An 18500-nucleotide genomic window follows, 5' to 3' on the forward strand; every position below is an offset into this window, starting at 1 on the left:
CTGGGCGGCGAGCCAGCGGGCGGCGGCGGCCGCCCCGGCGCCGAGTTCGAGGATCCGCCGCCCGGCGACGTCGCCGAGCAGCCGGGCGTCGGCCTCGCGCAGCCCCTCCGGGCACCAGACGAAGTCGGCGTCGCCGAGGAACGCGCCGTGCTCGGCCTGGTACGCGTCGGCGTCGGTGTCCCACCATCCGCGGTTCGCGCGGCGGATCTCCCCGGCGTCGACCCGTCGGCGGGTCACCCTGTCGTCGTCCACCCGTCCACGCTAGGTCCGGCGGCGTCCGGCCGGTCGGTTGGGGTGGCGGTTGGGACGGATGTGACGGACGAGACAGCTGTGGCCCCTTACCGCGCGAAATCTCCGCTTTCGCAGCGGATGAGTTCGCACGGACCCGGGAGGGCTTGCACGCTGTGGTAATGCAGCGGGTAGGCTAGACGATGCGCTCGCGGATCGTGTGCCTCGGCAGGGAGCAGGTGCGCGGTCACCGGAGCCACTAATGATCTTCTCGCGTCGATCGTTCGGTGTGCCCGGCGACGGATCCGTTGGCGCGGCAGAGTCACCGCGACACCCATGCCCGCTGTGACAACCCATCCGACCGGAGCAACCGCCCACATGACGAGCAGCATCGAGGCCACCTCGAGCGCCAACAAGGTCACCCACGACGACCTCGGCTCTGAGGAAGCTTTCCTCGCCGCGATCGACGAGACCATCAAGTACTTCAACGACGGCGACATTGTCGAAGGCACCGTCGTCAAGGTCGATCGGGACGAGGTCCTGCTCGACATCGGCTACAAGACCGAGGGTGTCATCCCCTCTCGGGAGTTGTCGATCAAGCACGACGTGGACCCGGCCGAGGTCGTTTCGGTGGGTGACCACATCGAGGCCCTCGTCCTCCAGAAGGAGGACAAGGAGGGTCGGCTGATCCTCTCCAAGAAGCGGGCGCAGTACGAGCGGGCCTGGGGCACGATCGAGAAGATCAAGGACGAGGACGGCGTCGTCCGCGGCTCGGTCATCGAGGTCGTCAAGGGTGGTCTCATCCTCGACATCGGCCTGCGCGGCTTCCTGCCCGCGTCGCTCGTCGAGATGCGGCGTGTGCGTGACCTGCAGCCGTACGTCGGCCGCGAACTCGAAGCCAAGATCATCGAGCTGGACAAGAACCGCAACAACGTGGTCCTGTCCCGCCGTGCCTGGCTGGAGCAGACGCAGTCCGAGGTGCGCACCGAGTTCCTCAACAAGCTCCAGAAGGGGCAGGTCCGCAAGGGCGTCGTCTCCTCGATCGTCAACTTCGGCGCGTTCGTCGACCTGGGCGGCGTGGACGGCCTCGTGCACGTCTCCGAGCTGTCCTGGAAGCACATCGACCACCCGTCCGAGGTCGTCGAGGTGGGCCAGGAGGTCGAGGTCGAGGTCCTGGACGTCGACCTGGACCGCGAGCGGGTCTCGCTGTCGCTGAAGGCGACGCAGGAGGACCCGTGGCGTCAGTTCGCCCGCACCCACGCGATCCAGCAGATCGTGCCGGGTAAGGTCACCAAGCTGGTGCCGTTCGGTGCGTTCGTCCGCGTGGACGACGGCATCGAGGGCCTGGTCCACATCTCCGAGCTGGCCGAGCGCCACGTGGAGATCCCGGAGCAGGTCGTGCAGGTCGGCTCCGAGGTCATGGTCAAGGTCATCGACATCGACCTGGAGCGCCGCCGGATCTCGCTGTCGCTCAAGCAGGCCAACGAGGGCTTCGTCGAGGGCGAGGAGCACTTCGACCCGACCCTCTACGGCATGGCCGCGACCTACGACGACCAGGGCAACTACATCTACCCGGAGGGCTTCGACCCGGAGACGGGCGAGTGGCTCGAGGGCTACGACAAGCAGCGCGAGACCTGGGAGCAGCAGTACGCCGAGGCGCGTCAGCGCTGGGAGGCCCACACCAAGCAGGTGCAGACCTCCCGCGCCGCCGACGCCGAGGCCGCTGCCAACCCGGCTCCGCCGGTCACCAGCGGCACCACCACCTCGACCTCGGCCCCGAGCCGTCAGGCCGAGGAGCCGGCCGGTACGCTCGCGACCGACGAGGCGCTCGCCGCGCTGCGGGAGAAGCTCGCCGGCGGCAAGTGACCGGACGCTGACGCCTGTTCGTCCCACCGGACGGACCGGCGACTGCCTCTGACGACGGGCCCCGTCCCCGCGTTCCGCACCAGCGGAGCGCCGGGGGCGGGGCCCGCGTCGTACGCCGGGCGGGTTTGGCACGCGGACACCGGATCCGGTTGACTGTCCGGGTGCTGAAGGTGGGGCTGACCGGCGGAATCGGATCGGGCAAGAGCGCGGTGGCGAGCCGCCTCGCCACGCTGGGCGCGGTGATCGTCGACTCGGACCGCATCGCCCGCGAGATCGTCGCGCCCGGCACCGACGGGCTGGCCGAGGTGGTCGCCGCCTTCTCCGAAAAGGTTCTGGACGCCGACGGGGCGCTGGACCGGGCCGCCCTCGGCGCGCTGGTCTTCGGCGACGAGGCGGCCCGCCGCACGCTCGAAGGGATCACCCACCCCCGGGTACGCGCGCGCAGCGCCGAACTGGTCGCCGCCGCCCCTGCCGACGCGATCGTCGTCAACGACGTACCGCTGCTGGTCGAGGTGGGACTCGCGCCGACGTACCACCTGGTGGTCGTGGTGCAGACGGCCGTGCCGACCCGGATGGCCCGGCTGACCCGCGACCGGGGGATGGCCCCGGCGGAGGCGCAGCGGCGCATCGCCGCGCAGGCCGACGACGCGACCCGCCGTGCGGTCGCCGACGTGCTGCTGACGAACGACGGCACGCTCACCGATCTGCACGCCGCCGTGGACACCCTCTGGCGGGACCGTCTGCTGCCCTACGAGCGCAACGTCCGCGAACGCCGTGCCGTCCCACCCGTCCCACCCGACCCGGCCGCGCCCGGGCCGGACCCGACCTGGCCCGAGCAGTACGCCCGGCTGGCCGCCCGGATCCGCCACGCCGCAGGCGGTGACATCCGGGTCGACCACGTCGGCTCCACCGCCGTGCCGGGGCTCGCCGCGCCGGACGTGATCGACATTCAGGTGACGGTGCCCTCGCTGGACGAGGCGGACGGGCCGCTCGCGCAGCGGCTGGCCGAGGCGGGTTTCCCGCGGCTGCCGGGCGAGTGGTGGGACGCGCCGCGGCAGCCGGAGCCGGTGCGCTGGCCCAAGCGGCTGCACGGCGGCGCGGACCCGGCGCGTCCGGTGCGCCTGCACCTGCGGGAGGCCGGTTCGCCCGGCTGGCGGTACGCGCTGCTGATGCGCGACCACCTGCGCGCCGACCCGGCACGGCGGGCCGACTACCTCCAGGTGAAGCGGGATCTGGCGGCGGCCGCGCCGGAGCACGCCACGTGGGGCACGGTGACCGATCCCTGGTTCGACGAGGAGCACCTGCGCGCCGAGGAGTGGGCCGCGCAGACCGGCTGGCGGCCCTGACCGGGCGGTAGGGAGCGGGCCGGGCTCAGCGCGCCGTCGAGGCCGACGATCCGCCGCTGCCCGCCGCACGACCGGGCGTGAGGTCGAGCCCGATCCACACGCCGGACCCGGCCCGCAGCTCCATCCGGTGCGGCAGACCACCCCGGTCCAGCCACAGGCGGCGGCCGCCCGGCAGTTCGAACACGTCGACGGCCCGGTCGTCCAGCCGGTCCTCCCGGATCCGGACGGCGGTGCCGCCGGGCGCGTGCCGGGCCGTCCGCAGCGCCGCGTCGAGCAGCCGGTCGAGGTCGTCGCCGGGCGGCCGCGCGGGGGCCGCGAGCAGCGCGGCCGGCACCGGTGCGGGTGGCGTCGCGGGCCCGTCGGGGGAACGCTGCACCTCGGCCACCCGCCCCGGCCGGGCCCATCGCAGGGTGCGTCGGCCGCTGCCCTCCTCGATCACCGCGAGGTACGCCGACGGGCTCGTCCAGTTCACCGTGCCGGTGGCCCGCAGGTTCGCCGACGGGCCGAGCGGAGCGGCCACAGTCACCGTCGCGCCGCCGAGTGCCCGGAGCCGGGCGGGTAGCGCGGCCAGCCGGGCGGCTTCGTCGTCGGTGAGCGCCCGGGGCTGCCCGGGCCGGCCGCCGAGCGCGTCCACCGGGTGCAGCGTGGGCCGGTCGGCGCGGGTCAGGTCCACGGTGACGGGCGTGCCGTCGGCCAGCCGGCCGGTGAGCCGGTGCAGCCGGGCGTCCGCGTCCACCCACAGCGTCGGCAGCGGGTCACCGGGCGGCGCGAGGGGCGCCTGGAGCACGTCCACCGCGACGCCGCCCACCTGGTCGCCGCGTAGCCACCGGCCGTCGGTGGCGGGTGGATCGACCCGGTCGGCGCCGAGCCCGATCAGCAGGTCGCGTACCGCGCCCAGGCCGTGCCCGCCGGCCGGGGAACGCATCCGCCACCGGTCCGCCGGCGGCACCAGCGGCGGCCGGGCCGGGGTGGGGAGCGCGCCCGGGTCGGGCCGTACCAGCAGCGCGGACGCGGTGGCCTGCACCAGGCCCCGGTCGTCGCCCGCACCCGGGCCGCCGACGTCCAGGTAGACCAGGGGGCGGGCCCAGTCGACCCAGCCGACCAACTCGGTACGGGCACCGTCCGCGCCGACTGTGACCCGGACACCGGCGCGTACGTCGCGCAGGTTGGTGACCCGCAGCGCGGCCACCCGGTCCGCCTCGGCGGCGGTCAGGGCACGTGTCGCCGGGGCGTCGCCGGTGCGGCCGGGCACCCAGGACGGCAGGGCGGCGACGAGCGTAGCGGCGGAGAGCGCGGCTGCGGCCACGAGCGCGGCGAGGGCGATCCGGCGCCGGTCCGGCCCGTCCGGCGGGTCGCCGGCGCCGTCCAGTTCCGGGTCGCCGTCCGGCCGGGTGGTGAGCGGGGGGCGGCGGCCGTCGAACAGGCCGGCCCGGCGGCGCCGGCCGGCCACGGTGGCGGGCCGGGTCGGTGTGCTGGTGCGGCCGCGCCGGTGGCCGCGACCCGGTTCCCGGGGTACGGCCTGGTCGCCGTCGCCCCGCGCGGAGAGCCGGTGGGGGCGGCTGGCGCCGCGCTGGCGGCCCGGCTCGTCGGCGGGCGGGGGCGTGCCGGTGTCGGGCTCGCGTCGCGGCCGGCGCTCGGGAGAGGTCCCCACGAGTGGAGAACGCGAGAGCGGGGTTTCGGTGACGAGCAGGGGCGCTCGCGGCGGCCGGTCAGCGCTGCGCGCGACCACCGTCGGCGCGCACGCCGGTCGTCCCGGGTGCTGCGGCCCTGGCGCCGGGGGCGACCGGCCCCGCGAGGGGGCGATCACCGGCCCGGTCGGCCGCCGCGAGCGGCCTACGGTACGAGGGTAGACCGGTGAGATGAGCCACACAATGGGAATATCGAAGCCGATCAGGGACGGTCCGTGGTCGTGGCCGGAAGTGTCGGACCCCGGGCGTACGGTTGGTGTCATGGCGCTCGACATTCCCCGGCTCGACGGCCGCTTCCAGGTCGTCAGTGAGTTCCAGCCGGCCGGTGACCAGCCGGCTGCCATCGACGAGCTTGAGCGTCGCGTGCGGCGCGGCGACCGCAACACGGTGCTGCTCGGCGCGACCGGCACGGGCAAGAGCGCCACCACGGCGTGGCTGGTCGAGCGGCTCCAGCGGCCGACCCTGGTGCTCGCCCCCAACAAGACCCTCGCGGCCCAGCTGGCGAAGGAGTTCGGCGAGCTGCTGCCGCAGAACGCGGTCGAATACTTCGTCTCCTACTACGACTACTACCAGCCCGAGGCGTACATCCCGCAGACCGACACCTACATCGAGAAGGACTCCTCGATCAACGAGGAGGTCGAGCGGCTGCGGCACTCGGCCACCATGTCGCTGCTCACCCGGCGGGACGTCATCGTCGTCGCCACCGTCTCGGCGATCTACGGCCTGGGCACCCCGGAGGAATACCTCGACCGGGCCGTGCGGGTCAAGGTCGGGCAGGAGCTCGACCGCGACCAGCTGCTGCGCCGGCTGGTCGACATCCAGTACACGCGCAACGACATGGCCTTCCAGCGCGGCACCTTCCGGGTCCGCGGCGACACGCTGGAGATCATCCCGGCGTACGAGGAGCTTGCGGTCCGGATCGAGCTGTTCGGTGACGAGATCGAGAAGCTCTACTACCTGAACCCGCTGACCGGTGACGTGGTCCGCGAGGTCGACAGCCTGATGATCTTCCCGGCCACGCACTACGCCGCCGGTCCGGAACGGATGGAACGGGCGATCCGCGACATCGAGGCCGAGCTGGGCGAACGGCTGGCCGAGCTGGAACGGCAGGGCAAGCTGCTGGAGGCCCAGCGGCTGCGCATGCGCACCACCTACGACATCGAGATGATGCGCCAGGTGGGCTTCTGCTCCGGCATCGAGAACTACTCCATGCACATCGACGGCCGGCTGCCGGGCAGCCCGCCGCACTGCCTGCTCGACTACTTTCCCGACGACTTCCTGACGGTCGTCGACGAGTCGCACGTGACGATCCCGCAGATCGGCGGCATGTACGAGGGCGACGCCTCCCGCAAGCGGATGCTGGTCGACCACGGCTTCCGGCTGCCGAGCGCCGCCGACAACCGGCCGCTGCGCTTCGACGAGTTCCTGGAGCGGGTGGGCCAGATGGTCTACCTCTCCGCCACCCCCGGCCCGTGGGAGCTGGAGCAGGCCCAGGGCGAGTTCGTCGAGCAGGTGATCCGGCCCACCGGCCTGATCGACCCCGAGGTGGTTCTCAAGCCGACGAAGGGCCAGATCGACGACCTCATGCACGAGATCAAGCTGCGCACCGAGCGGGACGAGCGGGTGCTCGTCACCACGCTCACCAAGAAGATGGCCGAGGATCTCTCCGACTACCTGCTGGAGAACGGCATCCGGGTGCGCTACCTGCACTCCGAGGTCGACACGCTGCGCCGGGTCGAGCTGCTGCGCGAGCTGCGCAAGGGCGACTACGACGTGCTCGTCGGCATCAACCTGCTCCGGGAGGGTCTCGACCTGCCCGAGGTGTCGCTGGTGGCGATCCTCGACGCCGACAAGGAGGGCTTCCTGCGCAGCGGCCGGTCGCTGATCCAGACCATCGGCCGCGCGGCCCGTAACGTCTCCGGCCAGGTCCACATGTACGCCGACAAGATCACCCCGTCGATGGCGAGCGCGATCGACGAGACCAACCGGCGCCGGGCCAAGCAGATCGCGCACAACGAGGCGAACGGCATCAAGCCGGAGCCGCTGCGCAAGAAGATCCACGACATCCTCGACGACATCTACCGCGAGGCGGAGGACACCGAGAACAGCAACGTCGGCGGTGCCGTGCGGCAGCTGTCCCGGGGCAAGGCGCCGGTCAAGGAGACCCGCAGCCGCCGGGGCGCCGCGGCCACCCCGTCGCGGGAGGGGATGGCCCGGGCCGACCTGGCCAACCTCATCCAGGAGCTCAACGACCAGATGCTCGCCGCCGCGCGGGAGTTGCAGTTCGAGCTGGCCGCGCGGATCCGTGACGAGGTCGCCGACCTCAAGAAGGAGCTGCGCGGGATGGACGCCGCAGGGGTCCGGTGACCGGCGCGACGGCCGGGGCGGCGCGATGCTGACCGAGGCCGTCGTCGGGCGGCCCGACCCGCGGCTGCGCCGGTGGGTGGACAGCTACCTCGGCTACCGCGAGGACGCGCCCGTTCCGCTGGTACGCCGGGAGGTGGCGGGCGCGTTCGTGGTGCTGATCCTCGGCTGGGGCGACCCTCTCGACGTGACCGACCCGCGTGCCCCCGGCCGGGGAGGGGCCGCCGCGAACGCCTTCCTGGCCGGCCCGTTCGACGGCTGGTGTGCCACCCGGACGGCCGGGACCGGCACCGGGGTGCAGGTGCTGCTCACCGCCCCGGCGGCCCGCCGCCTGCTCGGGCTGCCGCTGGCCGAGCTGACCAACCGGGTGGTGCCGCTCGACGCGGTGGCGGGCTGGCTGGCCCGGCTGCGCGACGAGCTGGCCGAGACGCCGGGCTGGCCGGAACGCTTCGCCCGGCTCGACGCGGCAGTGGCCGCGCGGCTGGCGGCGACAGTGCCGCCGGACCCGCACCTGCTGGCTGCCTGGCGGCGTCTGGACGGCAGCGGGGGAGCGGTCGGCGTGGCCGCGCTCGCCGACGAGCTGGGCTGGTCCCGCCGTCACCTGTCGGTCCGGTTCCGGCGGGAGTTCGGCCTGCCGCCGAAGACGGTCGCCCGCCTGCTGCGCTTCGAGCGGGCGTACGCGAGCCTGGGCCGGACGCTGCTCACCGCGGACGCCGCCGTGCCGGACGCCGCCGGGTGGGCGGAGCGGGCCGCCCGGTGGGGCTACTACGACCAGTCGCACCTGATCCGGGAGTTCCGCGAGTTCGCCGGCGCCACCCCGGCCGCGCTGACCGGGCCCGGATCGCATTCGTCCAATCCGGCCTGACCGCTCCGGCGGCAGACTGACGGGCATGCGAAGCATCTATCCGGTCCTGCGGTATCCCGACGTGCGAGCCGCAGCCGACTTCCTCTGTTCCGCGTTCGGCTTCACCGTGCGCGAGGCCCACGAACTCCCCGACGGCACGGTCGGCCACGCCGAGCTTGCGTACGGCGACGACCTGGTGATGCTCGGCCCGGGGCCGGCGCCGCGGTCCCGGCCGGCCGACGACGACTACCGCGTCTACGTGGCGCTCGACGACGTCGACGCGCACCACGAGCGGGCCCGGGTGGCCGGGGCGGAGATCGTCCGGGCGCCGTTCGACACCGACTACGGCTCCCGCGACTACGCGGCCCGCGACCTGGCCGGGCTGGTCTGGTCGTTCGGCACGTACCGCCCCTGAGCGCGCCGCCCGCACGGTAGCGCTGTGTGGGCGAGGTATTGCCGAGCGTGACGGTGATGCGTACGCTCCCTCCCGGGAGGCGTGCATGCCGTTGTCAGCAAGTCCTGTGGTCCGGAGGGCGAGGCTCGGTGTGGAGCTGCGCCGGCTGCGTCGTCGCGAGTCGCTCACGCTCGAACAGGTCTGCACCCGGCTGGGCTGGGCGTCCACGTCGAAGCTGTCCCGCATCGAGCTGGGGCAGAGCCGGCCCGACCTGGCCGACGTGCTCGACCTGCTCGACGTCTACGCGGTGCCGCCGCCGCAGCGCGACGAGCTGATCGTCATCGCCCGCGACGCGGCCACCGGCCGGGGCTGGTCCAAGGCGCTCGGCGAGATGGGGGAGCGCCAGCGGGCGTACGCCGAGCTGGAGGCGGGCGCGGAGCGCATCGTGGAGTACCAGTGCGTGCTCGTGCCCGGCCTGCTCCAGACCCCGGCGTACGCCCGATTGCGGGTGTCGGCCGGCGCGGCGCTGACCGGCGAGGTGGACGTGGAGGCCGACGTGCGCGCCCGAGCCGCACGCCAGGAACTGCTGATCCGGCCGGACCCGCCGCACTACACCGCGCTGGTCGACGAGCGCGTCTGCGACCCGGACGGCCTGCCCGCCGACGTGTGGCGCGACCAGATGCGGCACTTGCTCGCGCTCGCCGAACGGCCCCGTGTCACCGTCCGGGTGCTGCGGTCCGCGGCGTCGAGCGGCGACGGACCGCACCCGCTGGCACCGTTCTCGTACTACGCCTACCCCGACCCGGACGACCCGCGCACCGTGCTGGTGGAGACGCTCACCACCGACCTGCGGCTGGTCGCCGAGGCGGACGTGGCCCACTACGAGCGGGTCATCGAGCGGCTGCTGGCCGCGGCACTGCCGGCGGACGCCTCCGCCGAGCTGGTCGCCCGGCGGCTCGGCGCGGCGCCGGTGCCCCGGCCGCGCGATCCGCACGAGCTGGAGTGAGCCCGTACGGCCCGCTGTCGGTGCGGCGCGACCACCGGGCCCGGCGCCCCCGATGCCCGTCGGGACCGGTGGCCGCGCAGCGCGCAGGCTACGGCAGGGGTACGACAGTTCAGGCCGGCACGTCGATGAAGTGCTCGACCAGCGGCGGACCGGCGAAGTGCGGGCCGATCAGCCCGCGCCACTGCGCGAACCGTTCGGTCTGGCGGAAGTTCACGTCGTGCGCCTCGACCGAGTCCCACTCGACGAGCAGCACGAACCGGGTGGGCGACTCCACGCCCCGGGTCATCCGCACGGAGCGGCAGCCTTCGGCGCCGGCGAGGATCGGCCGCGCCTGCGCGTAGGCGGCGGCGAACTCGTCCTCGTGTCCGGGCGTGACATCGATCAGCGCGACCTCAAGAACCATGCAGGCAGCCTGCCATGCCGGCCCGCCGCCGGTGCGTCCCGGGTGACGTCCCGGCGTGCCTCGCCAGAGGACGGCTAGCCTCCTAGGACGCCCTGCGGGACGTGAGCCACAGCACGTCGAGAGATCGACGGACGCCCCGGAGATGCGCCACCTGGGTGCGATGGTGAACAATGGCGGCCGAGGAGGGGAGTATTCCCCCGCGACGGAGTCGTCAGCACGGAAGAGCGCCGGCACCCCCGGTGGCCCGACCCGGCTCCGCCGGTCGGAACCCGGCACCCGGGCTCCGGCGGAAGAGACCTCCGACAGTCACCCCTGTCAGCGTCGACGCACCCCGGCACCGCACCCGGCGTACGGTGTGCCCGACGCAGCGTGTCTGCCGGAGGATGGATTTGAACGTGTCCGCATTGGTGTGGGCGGTAACGCTGATCGCGATGATCGCGGTCCTGCTCGCCGACCTGTTCATCATCGGCCGGCGGCCGCACGAGCCGAGCGTCCGGGAGTCCAGCCTGTGGGTGGGCTTCTACGTCGGCCTGGCGCTGATCTTCGGCGTGGTGCTCTGGCTGACCGCGGGTGGCCGCGTCGCAGGCGAGTTCTACACCGGCTGGCTCACCGAGTACAGCCTCTCGGTGGACAACCTCTTCGTCTTCGTGATCATCATGGCCCGGTTCGGGGTGCCCCGGCAGTACCAGCAGAAGGTGCTGCTCGTCGGCATCATCCTGGCGCTGATCATGCGGGGTGGCTTCATCGCGGCCGGCGCGGCGCTGATCTCCCAGTTCTCCTGGGTGTTCTACATCTTCGGCGCGTTCCTCATCTACACCGCGGTGAACCTGGCTCGGCAGGGCGAGCCGGACGAGGACGAGTTCAGCGAGAACCTGCTGATCCGGTGGAGCCGCAAGGCGCTCCCGCTGTCCCGTGACTACGACGGGGCGCGGATGACCACCCACGAGCACGGGCGGCGCCTTTTCACCCCGATGCTCATCGTGATGATCGCGATCGGCACCACCGACCTGATCTTCGCGCTGGACTCGATCCCGGCGATCTTCGGCATCACCCAGGAGCCGTACCTGGTCTTCACCGCGAACGTGTTCGCGCTGATGGGACTGCGGCAGCTCTACTTCCTGCTCGGCGGCCTGCTGGACCGGCTCATCTACCTCAGCTACGGCCTCGCCGTGGTGCTCGGCTTCATCGGCGTGAAGCTGGTGCTGGAGGCGCTGGCCGAGAACAACCTGCCGTTCATCAACGGCGGCGAGCACGTGGCGTGGGCCCCGCACATCCCGATCTGGCTGTCGCTGACGGTCATCCTCGGCACCCTGGGTGTGGCCACCGCCGCCAGCCTGGCGAAGTCGTCGCGGGACCGGCGCCGGGAACTGGCCCAGGCCCGCCGCTGACCCACCCGTCCCGTCCGGGGCGCTCCCGTGCCGGGGGCGCCCCGCGGCGTGTCGGCGGTCAGACGCGGTGGGCGCCGACGAGGGTGGCGGTCCGGTCGGCCGGTAGCTCCTCCTCGACCACCCGGCGGGTCAGGTAGCAGGCGTGCAGCATCCGGCGCCGGCCGCCGCGCGGCTCGGCCGACACGATCCCGACGTGGTGGATGCGCCGGCCGGGCCGGGCGAAGAAGTAGAGGTCGCCGGGGCGTTCGGCGTCCAGCGGCACCCGCGAGGTCGCCGCCGCCTGGTCGTCGGCGTCGCGGGGGAGCGTGATCCCGTACCGCCGCCAGGCCAGGTGCACCAGCCCGGAGCAGTCGATGCCGTCGGTGGACATGCCGCCCCAGACGTAGACCAGGTCGCGCAGCCGTTCGGCGACCGCGAGCACCTCCTCGGCTTCGGGGCGCTCGGCGGGCAGCGGCACCAGGTCGTCCTCCGGGGCCCAGAGCGGGTCGGCCCGCCCGGGTACGCGGACCGGGCGCCTGCCGTCCACCGCCGGCCCGGCCGGGGTGAGCCGGGTGCCGAGGACCACGCCGGTGAGCGCCGCGTCGCCGCCGGGTGCGGCACGCAACGCGGTGCGGGCCACGTCGACCGTCAGCGGACCGTCGGCCGCCGGGCCGGAACCGGCCGGAGCGGGACCGGGACCGGCCGGACCGGTGCCGACCGCTGCCGGTCCGGCCGAGGCGGGGTCCGATCGCGCCGCGCCGGACGCGGCGAGGCCGGCCGGAGCGGGGCCGGCGGGGACGCTGTCGGACGGGACGGTGTCGGCCGGGTCGGCGTCGGCCAGGTGGGCGGCCCGCAGCCAGCCCGGGTAGCCGTCGGCGCCGAGCTTCGCCGCTGGCTGGCCCAGCGCCACCACCCGCACCCAGCCGTCCGGCCGGGACTCGGTGACGCGCACCGGCTCGCCGAGCAGCAGCTGGGTCAGGACGCAGTCACCGACGAGCTGGTCGCGGTCCATGCCGGCGATCCAGGCGGCGACGTCGGGCGAGCCGGCGAGGGCGGGGCAGTCGATCGGGCGTACCGCCTCGGGAGCGGTCCACAGGGTCGCCACCGGTACCCGTACGACGGCCCGGCGGCCGGGCTGAGGTGCCACGCGTACCCCTCTCTCCGGTGGTCGTCCGGGCGACCATATGAAAAATTCTGACGTTGCTCAACCACTTGTCTGAATTTTAGCTTCACGCAGGCCGGTGACCCCCAGGCCCGGAGCGTCCGGCAGCAGCACGCTCGCGCCCTCGTACCGGATGCCCCCGGTGACCGGCGACCAGGCCAGCCACCAGGCGGCGTCGAGGTCCGACACGGCGGTGGTGCCGGACGCGGCGACCAGGCTGGCCGCGGCGCCGACCCCCACCGGTCCCTCCATCATCGAACCGACGATGGTGCCCATGCCGTGCGCGGCGGCCAGGTCGAGCAGCGTGCGGGCCGGTTGCAGGCCGCCGCACTTGGCCAGCTTCACGTTGACCATGTCGGCGGCGCGCCGCCGGATCACCTCGACCAGGTCGCGCACGTCGAAGACGGACTCGTCGGCCAGGATCGGCAGGTCCACCCGGTCGCTGACCCAGGCCAGCCCGTCCAGGTCGCGGCGGTGCACCGGCTGCTCGACCAGTTCCACGTCGAGCCCCGAGTCCTCGATCGCGCGGATCACCCGCACCGCCTCCCGGGGCGTCCAGCCCTGGTTGGCGTCCAGCCGGATCCGCACGTCCGGGCCGACCGCGGCCCGCACCGCGCGGACCCGGTCCAGGTCGCCGCGGGCGTCGGTGCCGACCTTGAGCTTGAGCACGCTGAACCCCTCGGCGCCGCGCCGCGCCGCCGTCGCGGCCAGGTCGACCGCGTCGCCGGCGGCCAGTGTGACGTCGGTCGGCACGCGCAGCGCCGTGCCACCGAGCAGGCGCACCAGGGGTACGCCGAGCCGCCGCGCGGCCAGGTCGTGCAGCGCCACGTCGAGCGCCGCCTTCGCCGACTCGTTGCCCACCACGGCGCGGCGCACCAGCGCGCCTGCCGCTTGGAGGTCGTCGGCGTCGCGGCCGATCAGCAGTGGCGCGAGCAGTTCGCGTACGCACGCCTCGGCGCCGGCCACCGACGCGCCGGTGACCTGCCAGACCTGCGGCGCCTCCCCGAAACCGGACCGGCCGTCGCCGTCGACCACCTCCACGACCAGCGTGTCCACGGTGGTGGTACGGCGCAGCGCGGTGACGAACGGGGTGTGTAAGGGGGCCGACAGACGGTGGGTGCGTACCGCGGCGATCGTCATGTGGGGCACCCTATAGCCAACTGGCGGCGAGCAGGGGAGGGCCGATGGCCGGGCGGGAATGGGAGCTGGTGGGCGCGCCGAACGCGCGTGACCTGGGTGGACTGCCGACGAGCGACGGGCGGCGGGTACGGGCGGGGCGGCTCATCCGCACACCCGCGCTGGGCCGGCTCACCGACGAGGACCTGCCGGTGCTGAGCAAACTCGGCCCGGCGTGCGTGGTGGACCTGCGCGACGTCCACGAGCAGGCGGTGGCCCCGCCGGACCGGCTGGTGGGCGAGCCCCGCACCGTGCACCTGCCGGTCTACGACGCGGCGCACCCGGTGTTCACCTACGTCTCGGCGGTGCTGCAGGGCCACGACCTGGACGCGTACGCGGCGCTGGCCCGCGAGGGCATGCCGGGGGCGATGACGGCGATCTACCGCTGGTTCGTCACCGGGGAGTCGGCGCGGACCGGTTTCGGCGCGGCGGTGCGGCTGGCCGCCGAGGGCGCGAACCTGCCGCTGCTGTTCCACTGCTCGGCCGGGAAGGACCGCACCGGCTGGCTGTCGGTGGTGCTGCTGACCGCGCTGGGCGTGGAGGAGGAGGCGATCCGCGCCGACTACCTGGTGCACAACGAGCTGACCGAGAGCCTGCGCGAGGTGCTGCTGTCCGCGATGATCCAGCGCCGGCCGGACCTGGACCCGGCGGTGGCCCGGCCGCTGCTGGAGGTGCGCCCGGAATACCTCGACGCCGCCTACGACGAGGTGCGCCGCGCGCACGGCTCGTTCGACGCGTACCTGCGCGACGGTCTGGGGGTGACCGACGCGCACCGCGCCGCGCTGCGCGAGCGGCTGCTGGAGTAGCCGGGTCAGCCGGCCAGGTCGTGCCGCGCGGCCCAGACCCGCTCGGAGACGTGCGCGATCAGCTGGCAGGCGTCGTCGGAGACCTCGTCACCGTCCGCGCCGCCGTCGGCCAGCTCGGTGGTGGTGCAGACGACGATCGTGTACGGCGGCGCGTCGTCCGGGAACACCACGCCCGCGCCGTGGCGAACGCCGCGTACCCAGCCGCCCTTGTGCGCGATCCGGGTGCCGTCGGGCAGCCCGGCGGCCAGGTCCTCGCGGTGTTCCTGGGCGACGAGCACGTCGAGCATGGCGGCGCAGCCGGCCGGTGAGGCGAGCGGGCCGGGCCGGGTCGCGCCGAGCGCCAGCTCACCGAGCAGGCCCGCCAGGTCGGCGGCGGTGACCAGGTTGTCGATGCCGGAGTCGCGGGCGGCGAAGTCCTCGATGCCGCGGCCGGTGACGCTGTGCCGGGCACCGGCGAGCGCCCACGCCTGCGCCACGGCGGGCAGCCCCACCTCGCCGATGCAGATGTTCGTGGCGAGGTTGCTGGACCGGACGATCATCCGTTCGGCGAGCCAGCGCAGCGGCGCCTCGCCGCCGACGCGATCCCAGACCGCGTCGTCGTTGTCGTAGTCGCGGTCGTTTGCGAACCGGGGCGCGCCCGGCAGCGCGGAGTCGAACGAGTTGCGCACCGGCACCGGCGCGTCCAGGTCGAGCCGGCCCGCCTCGGCGGCGCGGAACAGCGCCACCAGCACGGCCAGCTTCATGGTGCTCGCCGCGTAGTGGGTGGCGTCGGCCCGCCGCGTCCACGTCGGCCGCGCGCCGGGGCGGCCCACGTACGCGGAGACGGTGCCGGGCACCCGGTCCAGGTGTGCGTCGAGTTCCTCCCAGGTCATGAGCGCACCGTAGCGGATCTTCGTGGCGTACGCGGGGCAGCGGCGGGCGCGGGTGCGGGCTAGCGTGCGGAGATGACGACCCCGTTGTACGACGACATCGCCGACTGGTACGAGGAGTACGCCAGCGAGACCTCGTCGGTCTACATGGACCGGGTCCGGTCGGTGCTGGCCGACCTGCTGGGGGACGGCCCCGGCCGCTGCGTGGACCTGTGCTGCGGTACCGGGGCGCACGCCGCCGAGCTGAAGCGTCTCGGATGGACACCGGTGGGGGTGGACCTGTCCGGCGGGCAGCTACGCCACGCCCGTGCCCGGCTGCCGGTGGCCCGTGCCGACGCGACGGCGTTGCCGCTGTCCGCCGGCGCCGTACCGGCGGTGGTCTGCGTGCTCGCGCACACCGACATGCCGGACTATCCGGCGGCCGTCGCCGAGGCGGCGCGGGTGCTGGCACCCGGCGGCCGCCTGGTGCACGTCGGCGTGCACCCGTGTTTCGTGGGTGCGTTCGCCGACCGGTCCGAGCCGGAGCGGATCGTGATCGACGGCGGGTACGCCTCGCGGGACCGCACGGTCCGCTCGTGGAACGCGACCGGGGTGCGGGCGCGGGTCGGCGCGTGGCACCTGCCGCTGGCCGGCCTGCTGGACGCCGTGGCGGGCGCCGGCCTGCGGCTGACCCGGGTGGTCGAGTCCGGCTCCGGCCCGATCCCCGACGTCCTGGCCCTGGAGGCCACCAAGCCCCACTGACCCCACCCTGCCGGCCCCGCCCTCGTTGCCGCCCGCCGCCCGCCGCCCTGCACCCCGTGGCCGCCCGTCGCGCCCTCTCGCACCCGACCCGTCGATCATGAAGTTGGCGGCGGATTTGATCTCCAGGACTGCCGCCAACCTCATGATCGTCCAGCGATGGGCGGCAGCGGTGGGGAGGGGAAGGGGGGAGCCCGGTCCGCCGAGGGGCGGGCCGGGCTCCGGGTGGGGCTGGTGAGCTGGTGGGTCAGCCGGCGTGCTTGCGGCGGGCGGCGGCCCGGCCACGCTGCTGCTGGTCGAGCACCACCTTGCGGATGCGCACCGCGGCCGGGGTGACCTCGACGCACTCGTCCTCGCGGCAGAACTCCAGGGCCTGCTCCAGGGACAGCTTGCGCGGCGGGATCAGCTTCTCGGTCTCGTCGGCGGTCGACGAGCGCATGTTGGTGAGCTTCTTCTCCTTGGTGATGTTGACGTCCATGTCGTCGGAGCGGGAGTTCTCACCGACGATCATGCCCTCGTACACCTCGGTGGTGGGCTCGACGAAGAGCTGGCCGCGCTCCTGGAGGTTGGTCATCGCGAACGCGGTGACCGAACCGGCGCGGTCGGCGACGAGCGACCCGTTGTTGCGGGTGCGCAGCTCGCCGAACCACGGCTCGTACGACTCGAAGACGTGGTGCAGGATGCCGGTGCCGCGGGTCTCGGTGAGGAACTCGGTCCGGAAGCCGATCAGGCCGCGCGCCGGGACCAGCCACTCCATCCGGATCCAGCCGGTGCCGTGGTTGACCAGCTGCTCCATCCGGCCCTTGCGGGTGGCCAGGAGCTGGGTGATCGCGCCCAGGTACTCCTCCGGGGCGTCGATGGTCAGCCGCTCGACCGGCTCGCAGGTCTTGCCGTCGATCTCCTTGGTGACGACCTGCGGCTTGCCGACGGTCAGCTCGAAGGACTCGCGGCGCATCTGCTCGACCAGGATCGCCAGGGCCAGCTCACCGCGGCCCTGCACCTCCCAGGCGTCCGGCCGCTCGGTGGGCAGCACCCGCAGCGAGACGTTGCCGATCAGCTCCTTGTCGAGCCGGTCCTTGACCATCCGGGCGGTGACCTTGGCGCCCTTGACCCGGCCGACGAGCGGCGAGGTGTTGGTGCCGATGGTCATCGAGATGGCCGGCTCGTCCACGGTGATCAGCGGCAGCGGGACCGGGTTCTCGGCGTCGGCGAGCGTCTCACCGATCATGATCTCCGGGATGCCGGCGACGGCGATGATGTCGCCCGGCCCGGCGGACTCGGCCGGCTTGCGCTCCAGGCCCTCGGTCATCAGCAGCTCGGAGATGCGTACCCGCTGGGTGCTGCCGTCGGTGCGGCACCAGGCCACGGTCTGGCCCTTGCTGATGGTGCCCTGGCGGACCCGGCACAGCGCGAGCCGGCCCAGGAACGGCGAGGCGTCGAGGTTGGTGACGTGCGCCTGCAGCGGCGCGCCCTCGTCGTACGCGGGCGCGGGGATGGTGTCCAGCAGGGTGCGGAACAGCGGCTCCAGGTTGCTGCTGTCGTCCGGGACGGCGCCGTCGGCGGGCTGGGTCAGCGAGGCGATGCCGTCGCGGGCGCAGGCGTAGACGATCGGGAAGTCGATCTGCTCCTCGTCGGCGTCCAGGTCGAGGAACAGCTCGTACGTGTCGTCCACGACCTCCTTGATCCGGGCGTCCGGACGGTCCACCTTGTTGATCACCAGGATGATCGGCAGCCGGGCGCGCAGCGCCTTGCGGAGCACGAACCGGGTCTGCGGCAGGGGGCCCTCGCTGGCGTCGACGAGCAGCACCACACCGTCGACCATGGTCAGGCCGCGCTCGACCTCGCCGCCGAAGTCGGCGTGACCGGGGGTGTCGATGATGTTGATGGTGACGGGCTCCGAGCCGTCCGCCGGCAGGTACCGCACGCCGGTGTTCTTGGCGAGGATGGTGATGCCCTTCTCGCGCTCGAGGTCCATCGAGTCCATGACCCGCTCGGTGTTCTCACCACGGGCGCCGTAGGCGCCGGCCTGCCGCAACATGGCGTCGACCAGGGTCGTCTTGCCGTGGTCGACGTGGGCGATGATGGCGACGTTGCGGAGGTCGGTGCGTAGCTGCATACCCTCCATACTCCTGTCTGCGGTTGCCGGGGCACGCCTCGGGGTCACCCCGAGACAACCCGGATCTGCGTCGAAAGTGCTGTGCCGACCGTTCCAGCGACTGGCATGCTGACACCCGTGCGGGGTG

Annotated in this window: 15 protein-coding genes and 1 pseudogene; 9 read left to right on the forward strand and 7 right to left on the reverse strand. The window is 73.5% G+C overall.

All coding sequences use genetic code 11. From position 1 onward, the window contains the following. A pseudogene (locus tag AC2CHG_RS01995) lies at positions 1 to 252 on the reverse strand (SAM-dependent methyltransferase); the annotation flags it as partial. 312 nt (positions 253 to 564) lie between these two features. Here AC2CHG_RS01995 and rpsA point away from each other — a divergent pair. Both rpsA and coaE read left to right on the forward strand, forming a co-directional pair. Beyond that, the gene (gene rpsA / locus AC2CHG_RS02000) at positions 565 to 2094 is read left to right on the forward strand and encodes a 30S ribosomal protein S1 (RefSeq protein ID WP_262014668.1); all 1530 of its coding nucleotides are present in this window, start codon (positions 565 to 567) and stop codon (positions 2092 to 2094) included. 161 nt (positions 2095 to 2255) lie between these two features. Continuing rightward, a complete protein-coding gene (gene coaE / locus AC2CHG_RS02005) occupies positions 2256 to 3440 on the forward strand; it encodes a dephospho-CoA kinase (RefSeq protein ID WP_484524040.1) in 1185 nt (394 codons plus the stop codon). A 25-nt stretch (positions 3441 to 3465) separates the two neighbouring features. Here coaE and AC2CHG_RS02010 read toward each other — a convergent pair whose 3' ends face one another. Continuing rightward, the gene (locus tag AC2CHG_RS02010) at positions 3466 to 5091 is read right to left on the reverse strand and encodes a hypothetical protein (protein ID WP_484524041.1); all 1626 of its coding nucleotides are present in this window, start codon (positions 5089 to 5091) and stop codon (positions 3466 to 3468) included. 298 nt (positions 5092 to 5389) lie between these two features. Here AC2CHG_RS02010 and uvrB point away from each other — a divergent pair, with 298 nt between their 5' ends. The 4 genes from uvrB to AC2CHG_RS02030 all read left to right on the forward strand — a co-directional run bounded on the left by uvrB (position 5390) and on the right by AC2CHG_RS02030 (position 9736). After that, positions 5390 to 7495: an excinuclease ABC subunit UvrB gene (uvrB, locus tag AC2CHG_RS02015; RefSeq protein ID WP_135241208.1), complete on the forward strand. Its 2106-nt coding sequence runs from the start codon at positions 5390 to 5392 to the stop codon at positions 7493 to 7495. 25 nt (positions 7496 to 7520) lie between these two features. Then, positions 7521 to 8357, forward strand: coding sequence for a helix-turn-helix domain-containing protein (locus tag AC2CHG_RS02020; protein ID WP_484524042.1), 837 nt, complete (start codon positions 7521 to 7523; stop codon positions 8355 to 8357). Between the two features lie 25 nt (positions 8358 to 8382). Further along, positions 8383 to 8751, forward strand: coding sequence for a VOC family protein (locus tag AC2CHG_RS02025; RefSeq protein WP_262014672.1), 369 nt, complete (start codon positions 8383 to 8385; stop codon positions 8749 to 8751). A gap of 85 nt (positions 8752 to 8836) precedes the next feature. Beyond that, a complete protein-coding gene (locus AC2CHG_RS02030; RefSeq protein WP_355509103.1) occupies positions 8837 to 9736 on the forward strand; it encodes a DUF5753 domain-containing protein in 900 nt (299 codons plus the stop codon). 109 nt (positions 9737 to 9845) lie between these two features. Here the strand turns inward: AC2CHG_RS02030 and AC2CHG_RS02035 are convergent, their stop codons facing one another. Next, complete coding sequence (locus AC2CHG_RS02035) at positions 9846 to 10139, reverse strand: antibiotic biosynthesis monooxygenase family protein (protein WP_013287496.1); 294 nt, start codon at positions 10137 to 10139, stop codon at positions 9846 to 9848. 389 nt (positions 10140 to 10528) lie between these two features. On the opposite strand from AC2CHG_RS02035, the gene AC2CHG_RS02040 reads away from it, so the two are divergent. Continuing rightward, positions 10529 to 11527 (forward strand): TerC family protein, encoded by a 999-nt coding sequence (locus AC2CHG_RS02040; RefSeq protein WP_194803519.1) that lies wholly within the window; start codon positions 10529 to 10531, stop codon positions 11525 to 11527. Positions 11528 to 11585: 58 nt separating this feature from the next. Here the strand turns inward: AC2CHG_RS02040 and AC2CHG_RS02045 are convergent, their stop codons facing one another. Next, entirely contained in the window at positions 11586 to 12653 is a 1068-nt protein-coding gene (locus AC2CHG_RS02045; RefSeq protein WP_355509105.1) for a C40 family peptidase, read from the reverse strand. Between the two features lie 57 nt (positions 12654 to 12710). Next, positions 12711 to 13808, reverse strand: a complete 1098-nt coding sequence (locus AC2CHG_RS02050; RefSeq protein WP_484524043.1) for a mandelate racemase/muconate lactonizing enzyme family protein — start codon at positions 13806 to 13808, stop codon at positions 12711 to 12713. Positions 13809 to 13852: 44 nt separating this feature from the next. Between AC2CHG_RS02050 and AC2CHG_RS02055 the strand changes: the two genes are divergently transcribed. Next, positions 13853 to 14650: a tyrosine-protein phosphatase gene (locus AC2CHG_RS02055; RefSeq protein ID WP_262014676.1), complete on the forward strand. Its 798-nt coding sequence runs from the start codon at positions 13853 to 13855 to the stop codon at positions 14648 to 14650. A gap of 5 nt (positions 14651 to 14655) precedes the next feature. Here AC2CHG_RS02055 and AC2CHG_RS02060 read toward each other — a convergent pair whose 3' ends face one another. After that, positions 14656 to 15522: a serine hydrolase gene (locus AC2CHG_RS02060; RefSeq protein WP_484524044.1), complete on the reverse strand. Its 867-nt coding sequence runs from the start codon at positions 15520 to 15522 to the stop codon at positions 14656 to 14658. 72 nt (positions 15523 to 15594) lie between these two features. Here AC2CHG_RS02060 and AC2CHG_RS02065 point away from each other — a divergent pair, with 72 nt between their 5' ends. Beyond that, positions 15595 to 16260: a class I SAM-dependent methyltransferase gene (locus tag AC2CHG_RS02065; protein ID WP_355509113.1), complete on the forward strand. Its 666-nt coding sequence runs from the start codon at positions 15595 to 15597 to the stop codon at positions 16258 to 16260. A 244-nt stretch (positions 16261 to 16504) separates the two neighbouring features. Here the strand turns inward: AC2CHG_RS02065 and typA are convergent, their stop codons facing one another. Further along, positions 16505 to 18373 carry a translational GTPase TypA gene (gene typA, locus AC2CHG_RS02070; RefSeq protein WP_484524045.1) on the reverse strand — a complete coding sequence of 623 codons (1869 nt, stop codon included), beginning with the start codon at positions 18371 to 18373 and terminating at the stop codon, positions 16505 to 16507. Between the last annotated feature and the right edge of the window lie 127 nt (positions 18374 to 18500).

It is taken from the genome of Micromonospora sp. ATLC20 (genome assembly GCF_057196585.1).